At 57.1% G+C, this 15,853-nt stretch carries 15 protein-coding genes and 1 pseudogene; 9 read left to right on the forward strand and 7 right to left on the reverse strand.

Annotated elements, in window-relative coordinates:
- Window positions 1-11: 11 nt before the first annotated feature.
- Window positions 12-1,187: an acyl-CoA dehydrogenase gene (locus QDY28_RS17025; protein ID WP_331382853.1), complete on the reverse strand. Its 1,176-nt coding sequence runs from the start codon at window positions 1,185-1,187 to the stop codon at window positions 12-14.
- Between the two features lie 98 nt (window positions 1,188-1,285).
- Here QDY28_RS17025 and QDY28_RS17030 point away from each other — a divergent pair, with 98 nt between their 5' ends.
- Window positions 1,286-2,215 (forward strand): LysR family transcriptional regulator, encoded by a 930-nt coding sequence (locus QDY28_RS17030; RefSeq protein WP_331382854.1) that lies wholly within the window; start codon window positions 1,286-1,288, stop codon window positions 2,213-2,215.
- 303 nt (window positions 2,216-2,518) lie between these two features.
- Here QDY28_RS17030 and QDY28_RS17035 read toward each other — a convergent pair whose 3' ends face one another.
- From QDY28_RS17035 to QDY28_RS17045, 3 genes are read right to left on the reverse strand one after another with little or no spacing between them, the layout of a single operon-like run.
- Window positions 2,519-3,667: an NAD(P)/FAD-dependent oxidoreductase gene (locus QDY28_RS17035; protein WP_331382855.1), complete on the reverse strand. Its 1,149-nt coding sequence runs from the start codon at window positions 3,665-3,667 to the stop codon at window positions 2,519-2,521.
- 3 nt (window positions 3,668-3,670) lie between these two features.
- Entirely contained in the window at window positions 3,671-3,991 is a 321-nt protein-coding gene (locus tag QDY28_RS17040; protein WP_331382856.1) for a 2Fe-2S iron-sulfur cluster-binding protein, read from the reverse strand.
- Between the two features lie 13 nt (window positions 3,992-4,004).
- A complete protein-coding gene (locus QDY28_RS17045) occupies window positions 4,005-5,294 on the reverse strand; it encodes a cytochrome P450 (protein WP_331382857.1) in 1,290 nt (429 codons plus the stop codon).
- Between the two features lie 29 nt (window positions 5,295-5,323).
- Between QDY28_RS17045 and QDY28_RS17050 the strand changes: the two genes are divergently transcribed.
- Window positions 5,324-6,259 (forward strand): LysR family transcriptional regulator, encoded by a 936-nt coding sequence (locus tag QDY28_RS17050; protein ID WP_331382858.1) that lies wholly within the window; start codon window positions 5,324-5,326, stop codon window positions 6,257-6,259.
- Window positions 6,260-6,340: 81 nt separating this feature from the next.
- Here QDY28_RS17050 and QDY28_RS17055 read toward each other — a convergent pair whose 3' ends face one another.
- From QDY28_RS17055 to QDY28_RS17065, 3 genes are all read right to left on the reverse strand, one after another.
- Window positions 6,341-6,880, reverse strand: a complete 540-nt coding sequence (locus QDY28_RS17055) for a cupin domain-containing protein (RefSeq protein ID WP_331382859.1) — start codon at window positions 6,878-6,880, stop codon at window positions 6,341-6,343.
- Window positions 6,881-6,945: 65 nt separating this feature from the next.
- The gene (locus QDY28_RS17060; protein WP_331382860.1) at window positions 6,946-8,061 is read right to left on the reverse strand and encodes an alcohol dehydrogenase catalytic domain-containing protein; all 1,116 of its coding nucleotides are present in this window, start codon (window positions 8,059-8,061) and stop codon (window positions 6,946-6,948) included.
- Window positions 8,062-8,261: 200 nt separating this feature from the next.
- The gene (locus QDY28_RS17065) at window positions 8,262-9,002 is read right to left on the reverse strand and encodes an FCD domain-containing protein (RefSeq protein ID WP_331382861.1); all 741 of its coding nucleotides are present in this window, start codon (window positions 9,000-9,002) and stop codon (window positions 8,262-8,264) included.
- A gap of 164 nt (window positions 9,003-9,166) precedes the next feature.
- Between QDY28_RS17065 and QDY28_RS17070 the strand changes: the two genes are divergently transcribed.
- The 7 genes and pseudogenes from QDY28_RS17070 (at window position 9,167) to QDY28_RS17100 (ending at window position 15,684) form a co-directional block, all read left to right on the forward strand.
- Window positions 9,167-10,015, forward strand: coding sequence for a fumarylacetoacetate hydrolase family protein (locus QDY28_RS17070; protein ID WP_331382862.1), 849 nt, complete (start codon window positions 9,167-9,169; stop codon window positions 10,013-10,015).
- Between the two features lie 96 nt (window positions 10,016-10,111).
- Complete coding sequence (locus tag QDY28_RS17075; RefSeq protein ID WP_331382863.1) at window positions 10,112-11,017, forward strand: VOC family protein; 906 nt, start codon at window positions 10,112-10,114, stop codon at window positions 11,015-11,017.
- A gap of 19 nt (window positions 11,018-11,036) precedes the next feature.
- Window positions 11,037-11,924, forward strand: coding sequence for an alpha/beta hydrolase (locus tag QDY28_RS17080; RefSeq protein WP_331382864.1), 888 nt, complete (start codon window positions 11,037-11,039; stop codon window positions 11,922-11,924).
- On the forward strand, window positions 11,921-12,970 hold the full coding sequence (locus tag QDY28_RS17085) for an Ldh family oxidoreductase (RefSeq protein ID WP_331382865.1): 1,050 nt from the start codon (window positions 11,921-11,923) through the stop codon (window positions 12,968-12,970). Before QDY28_RS17080 ends, QDY28_RS17085 begins: the two co-directional genes overlap by 4 nt.
- A 526-nt stretch (window positions 12,971-13,496) precedes the next feature.
- The gene (locus QDY28_RS17090) at window positions 13,497-14,045 is read left to right on the forward strand and encodes a GFA family protein (protein WP_442967545.1); all 549 of its coding nucleotides are present in this window, start codon (window positions 13,497-13,499) and stop codon (window positions 14,043-14,045) included.
- Window positions 14,046-14,076: 31 nt separating this feature from the next.
- Window positions 14,077-14,268, forward strand: a pseudogene (locus QDY28_RS17095) (alcohol dehydrogenase catalytic domain-containing protein); the annotation flags it as partial.
- A gap of 498 nt (window positions 14,269-14,766) precedes the next feature.
- Window positions 14,767-15,684, forward strand: coding sequence for an acyltransferase family protein (locus QDY28_RS17100; protein WP_331382866.1), 918 nt, complete (start codon window positions 14,767-14,769; stop codon window positions 15,682-15,684).
- The last annotated feature ends 169 nt before the right edge of the window (window positions 15,685-15,853 follow it).

The following is a 15,853-nucleotide window of genomic DNA, read 5'->3' on the forward strand; positions in this document are numbered from 1 at the left end:
GGTGATGGGGATCAGAAGAACGCTTGAATGCCGGTCTGAGCGCGGCCGAGGATGAGAGCATGGACATCATGCGTTCCCTCGTACGTATTGACAGTCTCAAGATTCTGCGCGTGACGCATAACGTGATACTCGATCTGAATGCCATTGCCGCCATGCATATCGCGGGCTTGCCGAGTGATATCGAGGGCCTTGCCGCAGTTGTTACGCTTGACGATGGAAATCATTTCGGGCGCCATCTTATGATCATCGAGGAGCCGTCCGACACGCAGCGATGCCTGAAGCCCGAGTGCGATCTCCGTTTGCATATCGGCGAGCTTCTTCTGATAGAGCTGCATACCCGCGAGCGGCTTGCCAAACTGCTTGCGATCAAGACCGTATTGCACAGCACGAATCCAGCAGTCCTCCGCCGCACCCATGACGCCCCAAGAGATGCCATATCGCGCTCGGTTAAGGCACCCGAAGGGGCCTTTGAGGCCTGAGACATTCGGAAGCAGTGCGTCCTCGGTGACCTCGACGCCGTCCATGACGATCTCGCCGGTGATCGAGGCGCGCAGGCTCAGTTTGCCGCCGATCTTCGGAGCCGAAAGGCCCTTCATGCCTTTTTCGAGCACGAAGCCGCGGATCTCATTGTTATGTGCTTCGGATTTGGCCCACACGACGAAAACATCGGCGATTGGCGAATTGGAAATCCACATTTTCGCACCCCGCAGACGATAGCCGCCTTCGATCTTTTCCGCGCGGGTTTTCATGCTGCCCGGGTCCGACCCGGCGTCCGGTTCCGTCAGGCCGAAGCAGCCAATCAAGTCGCCGGAAACAAGGCCCGGCAGGTATTTCTTTTTCTGATCGGTGGAGCCGTAGGCAAAGATTGGATATATGACCAGTGAGGACTGCACGCTCATCATAGAGCGGTACCCGGAATCGATGCGTTCGACCTCACGGGCAACGAGGCCGTATGCCACATAACTCGCATTCGCCGCGCCGTATTCCTCTGGCAATGTTACTCCAAGAAGCCCGGCTCGACCCATGAGGCGAAACAGCTCTGGATCTGTGACCTCATCAAGATAGGCCTCCTGAATGCGAGGTAGCAATTCTATTTTGGCGAAAGCCGCTGCTGTGTCGCGGATCATCCGCTCGTCTTCCGCAAGCTGATCATCAAGAAGAAAAGGGTCGTTCCAGGCGAACGTCATCGTCGTATCTCACATTTGGACTTCCGCTAGGATGTCAGCAAATCCGTGCAGTGAGAAACGATGTTTACTCATCGAGGTATGAGTTGTAGTTATAGCTTATGGATCCATTACAACGTCGTCTGCTACCCTCGACAACCGCACTAGCGGCATTCGATTCCGTCGTCCGCCTCGGAAGTTTTTCTGCTGCCGCGGTTGAGCTGACATTGACCCAGGCTGCAATAAGCCGCCAGATTTTGACGCTTGAGGAGCGGCTTAACACGACGCTATTCATACGTGGCGGCCGCGGTGTGGCGTTGACGCCTCAGGGCATCGTCTACCACAAATCGATTCAAGAGGCTCTTGCGCTGATCCGAAGTGCCTCGTTGCATGCTATAACAGGCTCGCCATCGGCAACGCTGAACCTTGCCATTCTACCGACGTTTGGGACGCGGTGGCTTCTACCTCGCATTCCGAATTTCGTGTCTGAGCATCCCGAGGTGACACTCAATTTTGCATCGCGTATCGGGGTCTTCGATTTCGCAAGCGAAGGCATAGACGCGGCCATCTACATCGGCGGCGATGACTGGCCGAACGGCGAGTGTACGTTTCTTATGGAGGAGATTGTCGCACCAGTTTGCAGCCCGGCGTTTTTGAAAGACAGTGCAATTGTCGCGGAGCAGGATCTCTTACGCTTACCGCTTCTCCAAATGCGCTCGAGACCGCTTGCTTGGGAGGACTGGTTTTCAAGCCTGGGAATCAACGGCAAACCGCGACCAAATATGGGTTTTGAGCAGTTTCTCGGTGTTGCTCAAGCTTGCATCGCGGGTCTCGGCGTAGCCTTGATGCCTCTTTTTCTTATCAAACCTGAACTAGACAGCGGGCAATTGATTGTCGCCTCACATCACCGGGTGCGAAGCAGAAGCAATTACTATCTTGTGTCACCGGAGGGGCGGGAGCCTCCAAAGCCTGTTAGAGCATTTCGCGAATGGCTCTTGCGGGAGACGGCGGAATTTTGTGAATCAGAATCTGCTTCATTAACTAACCAATAGCGACGTTTTCCGATTGAAAGGGATTGGCTTACTAGGAGCAAATACCGGTACTGTACCCTACCACTCCTCCAGTATCACAATCGGCTTATTCCACGCGGTCGGTCGCAGGGGCGTGAGAGCTCGAGCCATTGCTCTGCCGTGACAGTCCGCCGGAAAACTCAAGGGCTTCAACCTTGCCGGTGAGTGAGGAATCGACAAGCATGATATCGGCAATGGTGACGCTGTTTTAGGCGACCGTCCGAGATAGTAGACCGATGACGAACTCACCGTAATGTTGGAATTGATTAAACCCATGCCATGAGCTTACAAGCCAAGCTGCCGTTTCGCCTGCATGAAGCTGCGCGCATCATTCAGGCAGTCGACCGCGAGAAGCCGGTCGCCGTTCAAATAGGAAACCGTCATGCTGCCTTCCGCTGCGCCGGGCGCGACTGTCGTTCGGTCGTAGCCCCGATTGAGACCGGCGATCTGTAGCTTCGTTGCGTATTGATCCGACCAGAACCACGGGCGAGGGCGGTAGCGAATAGCTGCGCCCAGAATGTTGCGAGACACGTGTTCCGCCTGATCTATGGCATGCGGCACGGATTCTAGTCGTGTCATCTCTCCATCGTGCAGGAACGTCGCACAATCCCCGGCCGCCCAGACGAAAGGATCGGACGTTCGGCCAAATCCGTCGACCACGATCCCGCCGTCGATTTCGAGCCCAGCCTCGCGTGCAAGCGCTGTGTCGGGCTGGACGCCGATCCCGACCACAGCCGCATCGACGGGCAGGGACGATCCGTCTGCCAGCGCAGCTAGGACCGCCGCTCCGTCCGTTTTAAGGCCGACCAGGCCGATGCCCTCGCGAATCTCGACGCCTTGGGAGCGGTGCAGGTTGCGGAAATAGGCCGCCGTTGGTTCAGCCGCGACGCGGTTCAATATACGTGGCGCCATCTCGACAACCGTCACCGTCGCGCCGACCTGTCGAGAGGCCGCGGCCACTTCCAGCCCAACGTAGCCACCCCCGACCACCAATATCCGTGCGCCGTCACGCAAGAACGGGCGCAAAGCATCCGCATCGGCTTTGCTCCTCAGGTAGAAGATCCTGTCGACCCGTTCCGTCATGCGCGCCGGCAGTCGGATCGGTCGTGATCCGGTCGCCAAAATGAGATGATTGTAGGGAAGGCATTCATCCCTAGTAGCGACAGTCTTGGCGGCGCGATTTATCGAGAGTGCCGGTAGGTTCGGCCGGATATCGATCTTCTGCTGCTGATAGAAGTCGCTGTTGCGAAGCGAAAGGCGGTCCGCCTCTAATTTGCCAAGCAGATAGGCTTTGCTGAGCGGAGGGCGCTGATAGGGCAAGACGCCTTCAGCACCGAGAAGGGTAATGGTGCCTTGGAATTTTTCTTGTCGCAGCTTGACCGCCGCAGCCAAGCCCGCTTGTCCTGCCCCGACGATGACGATCCGTTCCGCCATTGCTCACGTCTCCGCCGGTATGCGGATCGTGGCGCCGTTCAGGCGCGCGTCTACCCTGATTTGACAACTCAGTCGACTACCAGGCTCGCGTGCCGCGGCTGCGAAGTCCAGCATGTCGTTCTCATGTTCGCTCACCGGATCGAGCGCGCGGGCTAAGCTGTCATCGACAATCACATGACAGGTTGCGCAGGCGGCCGCTCCATTGCATTCCGCGATGATGCCCGACACTGAGTTCTGCAGCGCGACTTCCATGAGGCTGAGGCCCTCCTGTGCGATGCAGGAGTGTTGCGTTCCGTCTGGAAGAATGAATGTAACGTCGGTCATGTGCTTTCTCCTCTCATGCATCCCAAATCACGGGCAGGGTAACGGGACCGCGAAAGACCCAGCCATGAATGCGGACCGCCTCGCGATTCCTGAGATGAAGATTGCGGAGGCGTTCAAAGAGCCTCGGCACGACGAGACGGCCGACCATGTGCCGCGCGACCCACGTGCCGGCGCAGAAATGCGGACCGGCGCCGAAGGCGAGATGCGATTTCTTTTCCCGGAAGACATCGAAGCGATCCGGATCGGAAAAGCGGCTTGGATCACGGTTGGCCGCGCCGACGCAGAGCCCGACCTGGTCACCCTCGCGCAGTTGGACGCCGGAAAAGACGACATCCCGTGTTACGCGCCGCGGGTACATTCCGATCGGCGATATCCATCGAAGCGACTCCTCAAAGGCCGTCGGCCAGAGGTTTGGGTCCGCTTTCACTCGTTCGAGTTGATCAGGGTTTTCGAGCATGCCGAGAACCAGTGTCAGGATTGAATCGCGTGGTTCATTGAGCCCGCCACCCACCGCGACTTTGATGTTGGCGTAGATCTGTTCGATCGTGTGAGGATCCTCGGAATGGATCATTGAGGACAGCACCGACGCGTTGGGATTGTCGCGATGTAACGGCAGGGCGCGCTTGATGGCATCTTCGACGCCCTTGGCAGCGTCTTCCGCCTTGCGGGAAATCTCCGGATCTCCCGAATAGTTGCCCGCGCCGTCGATCAGAGATTGCGACCAGAGCGCCATGGTTTGCCAGTCGACGTCCTGAAAACCAAGCACCTCCGCCAGAGCGCGTCCAGCCATCGGCGCTGCTAGTGCGTGGAAGAGATCGGCCTCGCCATCGTGCTCGAAGCCGGCGATGATTTCATTGAAGATGGTTTCCAGCCGCGGCGCCCAACAAGATTTGACGGAGCCTGGACGCAATGCGGGTTCGATTGCCTTGCGTTCCCTGGCATGAGCCTCGCCGTCCTTGCGCATCATGGTATGACCCATGACCCTGTTGACCAGCGATTGGGGGTTCTCGGACGAGAAGGTCTCGGAGTCGCGCTCCATGGCCATGATGTCGTCATAGCGGGTCGCAACCATGATGTTCGCCGCCTCGATCTTGACGATCGCTGCCATATCGCGCGCCCGGTCGAATGTCGGATAGGGGTCCCTTAGAAGCTCTCCGAACGACACGTCCCGTATCAGCGGTATGTTTGATCCATTGTCGGCAAGCATTGGTTCTCCTCCCATCTCGCCCTCCAGCAAGTTTTCTGACATCAGGCTACGCGAGGGCTTTTCGTCCGACAATTGGATGGATACGATAAATGTCATCGAATTACTCGATAACGTTGGGAGGTTGAATGATCCCCGAGGAGTTGGCGCTGATCGATCTCAGATCGATGCAAATCCTTGTCGCTGTTAACGACGCTGGTTCGTTTTCCGCCGCGGCGATTCAGCTCGATATCAGCCAATCGACCGTGAGCTATGCGATTGACCGTCTTCGACGCGCTTTCGGCGATCCCCTCTATGTGCGGCAAGGCAACCGAATCGCGGAAACGGACAAATGCCGGAACCTTGTTTCGCAAACACGTGAGACGCTCAACCGCATGCTAGCGATCGCCGTTCCGCAAGAATTCGATCCCATGACGGCTGAGGGCGCGGTAACGCTTTCCTGCAATCATCACGAACGTTTTCTGCTCTTGCCCGCCTTTATCAGGACCTTGCGAGAGGCCGCGCCGAATGTCGTTCTCAATGTCCTGGAATCGGCCGTCAACGGAAAGCAGCAGTTGAAGGAAAACGTTGCAGATATTGTCCTGGGTCCCGTCCGAATCCTCGGTGAGGGCTATTTCCGACGAAGGATATTTTCCGATCACTATTCCTGTGTAATGGACGCAGACAATCCTCTTGCGAAAGGCGATCTAACGCTACAGCGCTTTCAGAATGCTGCGCATATTGCCATAACCCATAATGGCCAATGGCAAGCGCTTTATTTTGCCGCGCTTCGCGAGCGGAACATCGTCCTCACGCCACAGCTCACGCTTCCTAGTCATGACAGCCTAGAGCTGATGATCGCCGGAACGGATCTGGTTGCAACGATTCCAAATCGATTGGCGAGCACTTATGGCGGACGGCTCGCTGCACGGCCGTTCCCTATTCACATCGCAATCGACATCGATATGTATTGGACGGAGCGGACGCACAAATCGGGCTTGCATCGCTGGGTGCGTCAGCTTCTGGCTGATGTAACGCACGCCGTTGCCCCCGACCAAACTCAGGAAGAGGTGGCTTTCTCCTGACACGGGCAGAGGCCGGCATCTTCGCGATCCGGCTTCTAAACAGTTCCAAAAATTATATCGGCAGATGCCGCAGTTGCGTGCTCAGTCGGCCTTCGCACCGATCAGCACGAACGCGATTGTAGCCGGCTCGCTGTTTGGATTACGCCAAGCGTGACGTGCCCCATGCTGAACGAACGTGTCGCCTGCCGCAAGGTTCACGACAACGCCATCGTCGAGTTCCAGCGTTATCTTTCCTGTGAGAACGACACCGTAGTCCACTGTCGGCGTGGTATGCATTCCTGGATTGTCCATCTCGAATGTCTCGGCGATGCCCGGCGCGGCGGCAAGATGCTCCAGGCCTGCGAGATCTGGCCGAAACTCCGGCGACATCATCACGGTATCTGGCGGAAAGGTGACGACGAAAAAGGTCGACCCACCTGCAGGTTGCAGTAACGTACCGCTACCGGCCATCGTATCCTTTCCATCGAACGGTAGGGCCGGCACATCTCCAATCGTCCAAATGGGAGCCGATATGAAACCTGGTGTGTGCTTGAGTGCGCGTTCTCGTGGCGACGTGCCATCGCTCACAACGACGGATTTTCCGGATGCGTTCTTGGCGGTTACGACGCGTCTGAAGGTCATGATCTACTCCCACAATCATGTGAAAACTAACCGAGCCCGCCGCAAGTGGCGGGCCGGTGCTACGCTTAAGGACAAATCACGAAGTTCGAAAACCCGCCATGGCGCTGCGCGATGCCGGAAATAGCATTGTTGACATCGGAAAGAGGGAAGCTCTGTGTCTCCAGAATAGAGAGATCCACGATACCGGCGGCAACCATGTCTGCCATCTCCTGGCCCTCTGCTGTCGTCAGCCACGCCGAACCGTAGAGACGCTGATTACGGTCCATCAAGCGGTGAACGTCAATCTCGACCAAGCCTGCAATGGCGCCGATATCAGCGGCGATCCCACCGCGACGCAGGCTGAGCAGGCCTTGACGGAAAGTGTCGTGCAAAGCGCCCGGCCCACTGCAATCGAGGAATGCGTCAACTCCTTCGCCTTCCGTGTGTTTCATGGCAAAATCGGTGACATTACCGTCGTTGATCGAGAATATCTCGATGCGGTTTGGTGCGAATGTCTTGATCTCTTCCAATAGTGCCTTGTCACGACCAGTCCCGAGGATTTTCTTGACGCCTATCGCAAGACCGAAAATTGCGGCGCCGATGCCTAGGGTCCCGCTGATGCCGTTCACCAGGATCGTGTCGCCGGGACCTGCATTGACCTTCTTGAGCGCGGAATAGGCTGTGCCGAGATAACCGAGACGTGCAGCCTGATCGAATGTCATGTTGTCGGGGATCTTTACGATCGCCGAGGCTGGAGCGACGGTGTATTCGCTCAAGCCCCCGATCGGATAGTCCGCGAAGGTTTGAAAGGCGTGTTCGGAGAAACCGAAGTATCCCTGAAAAGCGTAGTGCTTGCACGATATCGAGTCACCGCGCCGGCAATGCCGACACGTACCGCAACTGCGGCCCGGATTGACATAGACGCGATCGCCAACGTTTAGTCCATGAACCTGACGCCCGAGCGCAGCAATCTCGCCAGCAGGGTCAAGGCCGAAGACGGCCGGAAGCGGCGGCTGTGGCATGTGCGGAAACCAAGTCGGCCAGTTCGCAAGAATATTATGCAGATTGGGAACGATCCCGCAGGCTTTCACCCGGACTAGGACGTCCAGGTCGCCCGGCTTCGGCGTATCCAATGTCTCGATCTTCATCTCTCCACCGACCGTGTGCATACGGGCAGCAGTCATCGTCTGCGAAATGGTCATCAGTTTGTTCCTCCTCACGGCAATAATGCCCAACCGGGGCAGGGCGCTCCTCTGCCCATAAGAGGTAATGGCAAAATTTCGAAATAGCAATTAATTTCGTAAAAAATAAATTTGTCGAAAAATTGGATGCACCACGCTTGAAGTAGCCTGGAGGAAGTGCGACCGAGGTCAGTATGGGAATGGCGACCAAGGTGTAGCAGTCACTCGGCAGCAACAACCGCCGACCGCTTCGAACCACGACGCGGACGCCCGCCCGGCAGGTCCGGAAAAAGATGACCTGCGTGTTCGATCACATTTTCACTTGTTTCGCGGATATGCCGCTCAATCAGGCTGAGCGCGGTATCGATGTCTCGATCCAGCACCGCATCGACGATCATCTTGTGCTCGACGTCCTTTTCTCGCCATTGCGGACGAAACTGCGACGACATCCGCCGATAGCGATGCGCCCGTTCGAACAGCTTAGCCCGCATTTCGAGAAGCACGGGCGAGCCACATGCAGCGACAAGCGAGAAGTGAAACTCGCCATGCATGACACTCCATTCGTCGGAGAGGTAATATTCCCGGCCGATTCGCTGCTGCAGCCTATCCATTCTGTGAAATGTTGACAGAATGTTGCCTTCCCAGCGATCATCGCCTTTGCGAATAGCTTTGGCGAGTGCCTCCCGCTCAATGAGAATGCGAACGTCCGTCAGATCGTTGAGATCGGCAATCGAAACCGGCGCCACGATGAAGCCACGCTGCCCCTCGGCTATGACGAGATTTTCGGCAGAAAGCCGCGACAGAGCCTCTCTCAAAGTAGAAAAACTAACCTGATAGCGTTCGCGAAGACCTTCGAAGCGCAATTTTTCGCCTGGTTTGAGAACGCAGTTTACGATGTCCTGCCGCATGCGCTGCAGCACGTCGCCAGCTCTCGTTTCGCCACCCGCATTCTGCTGTTCCAAGAGAGCCTCCACGTAAGAAGATCATCGCCACCTTCATCTCGGAATTTACGGAAAATTTCGAAAAAATCAACTTTGGCGAAAACCTGGCGCCGCGGAGACCTGAAATTCTTGATCGATTAAGAAATTACGATAATAGATGATATTTCGAAATTTATGGAGAAGATATGCGATATCTGAGTTTCTTACGCAACGGTCGTGCGAGTTACGGCTGCCTCATAGATGAGGGGGTTTGCGATCTGGGCAAACGCGCCGGCTATCCAGATCTCGCGACCCATATATCGTGCCGCTTCGACACACTGGGAGCGGAGGAAGATGCCAGCGCCGATTTTGCACTCTCGGAGGTGGAATATCTGCCCGTTATCCCGAACCCATCCAAGGTTCTGTGCGTCGCGACCAATTATCATGAGCCAGACGAAGTGAGGAGCGAGAGGCCAGATTACCCTTTGCTCTTCACCCGTTTTGCCGCCTCACAGACCGGACATCGCCAACCTTTAGCCAAACCCAACCTCTCTGAGAAGTTCGATTTCGAGGGTGAAGTTGCGGTCATTATCGGCCGCAGTGGCCGGCACATCGCGGAAACTGACGCACTTTCCTATGTGGCGGGCTATTCGTGTTTCAACGACGGAAGCGTGCGCGATTGGCAGAAGCATTCCACGCAGTTCACACCCGGCAAGAATTTTGCGAGGACCGCTGGATTCGGTCCCTGGATGGTCTCAACGGATGAAATCCCAGATCCCGCAGGTCTTGAACTGCGGACCCGGGTCAATGGCGAGGTGCGCCAGGCAAACAACACGAACCGTCTGATTTTCTCAATCCCCTGGCTGATTTCCTACGTGAGCTGTTTCACAATCCTGGAGCCTGGCGACGTCATCGTAACCGGAACCCCCTCGGGCTTCGGTTCGTCTCTTCAACCACCTGTGTTCCTGCGTGTCGGCGATGTCATCGAGGTGGAAATCGAAAGGATCGGGATACTCTGCAACCACGTCGCAGGCGAAAACGACGTTTTCGAATAATTTCGATAATTTTTTTTATTTCGAAATATATTGCGATCATCTGGCGTTTGCGCTATCAACGCCAAGAACGACAAAGGCCCAGTTCAGGAGGAACTCATGACGCACATCGTGCACGCTGTCGGCCATATGAAGGTCAATGTCATTGATCCAGAGGCCGTGATACGAGATGCGACGGAAATCCTCGGCCTGCACGTCACCCATCAAAATGTTGACCAAACCTGGCTAAGTTCAAATGGCCGGGCGGCGGAGCTCGTTCTCGTTCATGCCAGCGAGAATTCGGCGCACACAATCGGGCTGGAGGCATTGACGCCGGACTTGGTGGAGGAAGCCGCCTCGCGCATCGAAGACGCAGGCTGCCGCATTTTGATGCGAGAACCAAGCCTCGCTTGTATCGCCGCTGGAGTGACATTTGCGACGCCGGAGGGGCTGCGGTTCGAAATCCACTCGCCGATCCGCAATGTCACCTATGGCCGGCGCTACCCAACCACCGGCGTCGGCGCCAACCGGATTGACCATATCAATCTGATCACGCCGAATCCCTCCGTTACCCGCGCGCAACTAGAGGCAATCGGCGGCCTAAAGCTTTCGGAGCGCATGACCAACGATGCTTTGAGCTGGATGTATGGTGGCAATCGCCAACACCACATCCTGGGCCTCGTGCTCGGCACCGCTCCCGGCCTGCACCACGTTTCCTTCGAGTTCCTGGAGTTCAATCAATATCTGCGTTTGGGCGACATTCTTGATCAGTTCGACCGGCAGCTCATGTGGGGTCCAGGCCGCCACCGTCCTGGTGACAATACCTATGCTTACTACACTGACGCGAGCGGCATGATGATCGAGTGTTCCGGCGTAATGGCCCACATCGCGGACGATGCTGATTTCACGCCGAACGTGATCACCAACCTGGCACGTCCCGGCAACGTCCGAGACATGAATGTGTGGGGCACGCCGGCGCCTGCCGAATGGCGCGAATACCACCACCCGTTTGCCAAGATTGCCTGACAAAACAGAGGTAAAGCCGATGCAGGAAAAACTCGAGTTCATGTCCGACGGGCTGAAACTGTCAGGCGTCTTACACGTTCCGGAAGGGCGCAAGCCCGGTCAGAAATCGCCCGCGTTCATTGTCTGCCACGGTTTTGTCGGCTCCAAGGATGAAAGCCACGCGCAGATCCAGGCTGAAATGATGGAGGCCTTCGGCTATGTCGCATTGCGTTTCGATTTTCGCAGTTGCGGTGAAAGCGAGGGTGAACGGGCGCAGGTGCGCTGCTTCGACCAGGTCGCGGACGCCAAGAACGCACTGACGTTTCTTGCCACTCGCGAGGAGGTCGATCCAACACGGATCGGCATCACCGGCCACAGTTTCGGTGCAGCGGTATCGGTCTATACCGCAGGCGTAGACGACCGCGTGGCCTGCTGCCTATCGTCTTGCGGCTGGGGGGACGGCGAGCGCAAGTTCCGTGGACAGCATCCGACACCGGAATCGTGGGAGAAGTTCATCGGTATTCTGGAGAAGGGTCGCAAGCACAAGCAGGAGACCGGTGCGAGCCTCTGGATGTCGCGTTTTGATGCAGTGCCGATCCCGGAACACCTACGCAAAAACCTGTCGCCGAAGGCGATTATGGAAATCCCGGTCGAAACAGCCTGGTCCATGTACAATTTCCGTGCTGACGACGTCGTCGCCAACATCGCGCCCCGCCCACTGCTCCTATTTCATACGGCCAACGACATCATCACGCCGACGAGCGAGTCCATCCGCATGTTCGAAAAAGCCGGTCACCCGACGGAGCTGATGCTGATTGATACGACAGCGCATTTTCCGCTGGCACCCGGTGATGCGCCTCGCACCAAGACGATGATGAAGGGATGGCTCGACAAGTTCTTCCCGTCGCCACTCGGTGGCGTCGCATGACGGCAGAAAAAAAATGGATCGGCAAACAGGCACTGACGGATTTCTCGGCTGCTCTGCTTGCGGCCGGCGGGTTCAGGCCGGATTACGCCCGACAATCCGCTGATCTCCTGGTCTGGGCTAACCTGCGCGGAGCCGACTCGCATGGCGTTCTGCGCATCCCACGCTATATCGAGATGGTCGAGCTCGGCATCATAAACGGTCAAGCTGAGCCGACGGTTTCGCATGAATTCGGTGCGATTTGCCGTCTGGATGGCCACCGCCTTCCGGGCGCAGCCGGGATGTCCATGGCTGCGGAGAAGGCTGTGGAGCTTGCCAACAAGTTCGGGATAGGTCTTTGCGAGGTTTCGCGGACCAGCCACGCCGGCGCGATCGGCTATTTCGCCGAGAAGATCGCCTATGCCGGAATGATGGGCATTGTGATGTCTGCCTCGAAACCTTTGATGGTGTATCATGGCACGCGCGGAGAGGGCGTTTCCACTAACCCGCTCGCGATTAGCGCTCCAGCCGGTGACGGCAGATATCCGTTGATCCTTGACATGTCGACCGCGGCCGTTGCGCTCGGCAAGATCATGGCGGCCAGGGATTCGGGGCTGCCGATTCCCCCCGAGTGGGGGGTCGACGAACAGGGCATGCCGACCACTGATCCAAGTAATGTCAAAGCCATCCTGCCCATGGCGGGGCCGAAGGGCTCAGGACTCTCTCTTATGATCGAGATTCTGGTCAGCATTCTGAGCGGAAACCCCCTTATCTCCGCTGCGCTTGCCGACAAAAGGGACAACGGCTTCAACGGCGTGGCGATTGCCATCAATCCGTTGAGGTTCGGACTTTCGACTCCTGTCTCACAAGATGTGGCGTCGCTTGCGGGAGCGATTAAGGCGTTACCTCTGGCCGCCGGTGTCGAAGAGGTGCTTCTGCCAGGCGAACGCGGGTTCATCATGGCTGAAAAACGTAGCGTCGAAGGTATCCCGATCCCGGCTATGACGGCCAACCGGCTCACTGAGGAAAGTCGCAAGCGCGGAGTTCCCGTGCCTCCCGAATTCGACTGACACATCAGAACGCAGACATTCGGCGGAACTGTGCTCCTCGTTCTTTTCAAGAGGTCTTTCCATGCTCGTCCTTGATACCGAAATCACGATCGACGCTCCACCGCAACTTGTCTGGAGCGTCCTTGATGATCTGGAGAGCTATCCAGCGTGGAACGAAGTCCTTCCGGAGTTATAGGGCCGCACCACGGTCGGCGAACCGGTCAAGGGCATCCTGTGGCAAGGTAAGCCCGTCCCGGACATTCCGATCGCGCCGACAATCATTCGCATCGTCACCGTACGTGAGTTGCGTTGGCTCAGCCAAGCGCCTGATCCATCAGCTTTCCGCACCGAGCACTATTTTCTCTTACAGCCGCTGCCGGGTGGCCGCACACACGCAATTCATGGCGAGGCATTCTCCGGGACAGTTGCCGAAGAGCGTTGGCCGAGCATCAGCGTGAACCTGAAGCGGGCCTATGACAAGCTGAACGCCGCCCTAAAGGTGCGCGCTGAGGCGTTGCGGGATGTCGATTTTGTCCTTCACCCTGCAGTGAGCGCCAAAACGACCGGGCAGTTGTCCGGCGCTACGTTGCGGTGCCACTGCGCAAAAGAGCCGGTGGAGATGACTGTTTCGGCGCCTGTAAACCACAATCATCTCTGTGGCTGCCCCAGGTGCTGGAAGCCTGCAGGAGCCTTGTTTGCGCAGATCGCAGCCGTTCCCGCTGGCTCAGTTACCGAAAGAGCCAACGGCTCAAAACTCGAATGCGTAGATGCCGCTCAAAAGATCCAACGTTATCGTTGCCAGACTTGCGGAACGCATATGGTCGGCCGCGTAAGCGACCGCGACCATCATTTCTACGGTCTCGAATTTATTCATCCCGAACTTGCCGATAAAGGCGAGCAGCCGGCTGTGGAATTTGCCGCTTTCGTGTCTTCGCTCATCGAAATGGGTGCTTCGCCTTCATCGACCGCAGCCATCCGGAGGCAGGTCGCAGCGGCCAGGATTCCCATCTATGACAGCTTCTCGCCCGAGATCATGGACGTCATCGCCTGGCATAAGGCGAAGCTCGAAAAGGCCCAGGACAAACCCGCTGCGTAGATTCAAAAATCATCGCTCTAAGGAGACGTCCGTGGACGTACGCGCCGCCGTAGCCGTTGCCGCCGGTAAACCGCTGGAAATCATGACTGTTCAGCTCGATGGCCCGAAGGCCGGTGAAGTGCTGGTCGAAGTCAAGGCAACCGGCATTTGCCACACCGACGATTTCACGTTGTCGGGCGCCGATCCGGAAGGCCTGTTTCCGGCCATCCTCGGTCACGAGGGCACCTGCACATCATTTCCGAGCGAGAATCTCCCAATTTTGTGACTCAGTAACATTAGTCGCAATTTTGTTGTCCGGCTGACCCCGACTCGAAGATTCAGGCAGAAAAAGCGGTCACAGCTCCACCAAAAGGATGAACCGGCTCCATGCTATGTCCTAAAGATGCAATTGCCATTTGCTCTGTTGGGCGTCAAATTATGGCCGCGTAAAGCGATCGCGTGGGATAACTTCCACCGTGATCTAGGGTGATGAATGCGCCAAATGTGATTGGTCAAATTCATCTCTATGACTGCGTATCGCCTGGGTTGCCCCCGCGCAGCCCATTGTTGAACCTGCCCACTGTTGGCGCAGGGTAAGACCCGCTAAACTTCGCGGGCCGGTGTCCATTTCGCGAGCGATTCGAACCCACGGGGGACACCCGAGGTTCCCCTTGCCGTTGCCGTCACCGTATTCTTTTCGGTAGTTGCGTCCGTTGTACTGATCCATCTGGGGGATAATCAGATGCGATACTATACACTAGATGCCATCCGTGGCATCGGGGCAATCTCCGTCTTGCTTTTCCACATGGGGTTGGTCTGGCACATAGCACCCTATGGATATCTGGCGGTCGATGTCTTTTTCGCGCTCTCAGGTTTCGTCATGGCGATGACCTATGAGCGCGACCTGAAGTCCGGCATGACAGTGGGGCAGTTTTATACCCTACGTCTGAAACGCCTCTACCCTACCTACCTGATCGGAATCGGCCTTGGTACGATCGTCATCGCTGCCAAGGTAAGTGCCGGCGCCGACTGCCCTTCGCCGTGGATTCTGTTCAACGTAGCGATGGTACCAGCGCCAGTCACCGGCGACTTTTTCCCAGCGAATGTCCCGGCGTGGAGCCTGTTCTTCGAGCTGATCGCCTATGCCTGCTTCGCCCCCGCCATCCGCGTCCGCAGCTCGACCCTGGTGCTGGTGATAGTCGTCTCGGCCTGCGTGCTCATAACTCATGGCGGCATCCGGAACGTCGGATCGACATGGATGGAATTCCCGCTCGGGCTCGCGCGTCTCGGCTTTGCGTTCCCACTCGGCTGGCTGCTGTGGCGCTGGGACGTTCGGCCATGGGAACTTCCGGCGGCGCTCCACCGCCCGGCGAAATTCCTCGGCGATATGTCTTACCCTCTCTACGTCATCCATTACCCGCTGCTGTCCCCGTTGCAATGGATACTGGGCAGATATCACCTCGCCGGCCCCCTGCCGGCAATAGCGATCGTCGTCCTGCTGGTCGCGGTTTCGGGATATTTAGCCCACCTAATGTCCCGCCGAGCCAAGCATCTGCAGGAACAGCATGAAAACCACGAGATGCCGTCGCCCACCCACCCCGGCCTTGATCATGTTGTTCAGCAACTGCGACGTGCTACGTCTGGTCGACACGGCCACTAGACCGACGGAGACGAGAATGACGACCCGGACAATGTGGACGATGGCAGGGATCAGGACGGCTTCATCGTTTCCAACAGGGCATCGGCCTCCTGTCGCTTTGCACTTAGCCTCCTGTCGCTTTGCACTTAATTATCAGAATGCGACAGTTTGGTTCGGCGTTGGCATTTGA

This window comes from Rhizobium sp. BR 362, assembly GCF_036528765.1.
Classification (GTDB): Bacteria; Pseudomonadota; Alphaproteobacteria; order Rhizobiales; family Rhizobiaceae; genus Rhizobium.

Coding starts and splice junctions, on each gene's coding strand:
- QDY28_RS17025 (WP_331382853.1), bottom strand. CDS start 1,187: ATGACGTTCGCCTGGAACGACCCTTTTCTTCTTGATGATCAGCTTGCG.
- QDY28_RS17030 (WP_331382854.1), top strand. CDS start 1,286: ATGGATCCATTACAACGTCGTCTGCTACCCTCGACAACCGCACTAGCG.
- QDY28_RS17035 (WP_331382855.1), bottom strand. CDS start 3,667: ATGGCGGAACGGATCGTCATCGTCGGGGCAGGACAAGCGGGCTTGGCT.
- QDY28_RS17040 (WP_331382856.1), bottom strand. CDS start 3,991: ATGACCGACGTTACATTCATTCTTCCAGACGGAACGCAACACTCCTGC.
- QDY28_RS17045 (WP_331382857.1), bottom strand. CDS start 5,294: ATGACATTTATCGTATCCATCCAATTGTCGGACGAAAAGCCCTCGCGT.
- QDY28_RS17050 (WP_331382858.1), top strand. CDS start 5,324: ATGATCCCCGAGGAGTTGGCGCTGATCGATCTCAGATCGATGCAAATC.
- QDY28_RS17055 (WP_331382859.1), bottom strand. CDS start 6,880: ATGACCTTCAGACGCGTCGTAACCGCCAAGAACGCATCCGGAAAATCC.
- QDY28_RS17060 (WP_331382860.1), bottom strand. CDS start 8,061: ATGACCATTTCGCAGACGATGACTGCTGCCCGTATGCACACGGTCGGT.
- QDY28_RS17070 (WP_331382862.1), top strand. CDS start 9,167: ATGCGATATCTGAGTTTCTTACGCAACGGTCGTGCGAGTTACGGCTGC.
- QDY28_RS17075 (WP_331382863.1), top strand. CDS start 10,112: ATGACGCACATCGTGCACGCTGTCGGCCATATGAAGGTCAATGTCATT.
- QDY28_RS17080 (WP_331382864.1), top strand. CDS start 11,037: ATGCAGGAAAAACTCGAGTTCATGTCCGACGGGCTGAAACTGTCAGGC.
- QDY28_RS17085 (WP_331382865.1), top strand. CDS start 11,921: ATGACGGCAGAAAAAAAATGGATCGGCAAACAGGCACTGACGGATTTC.
- QDY28_RS17100 (WP_331382866.1), top strand. CDS start 14,767: ATGCGATACTATACACTAGATGCCATCCGTGGCATCGGGGCAATCTCC.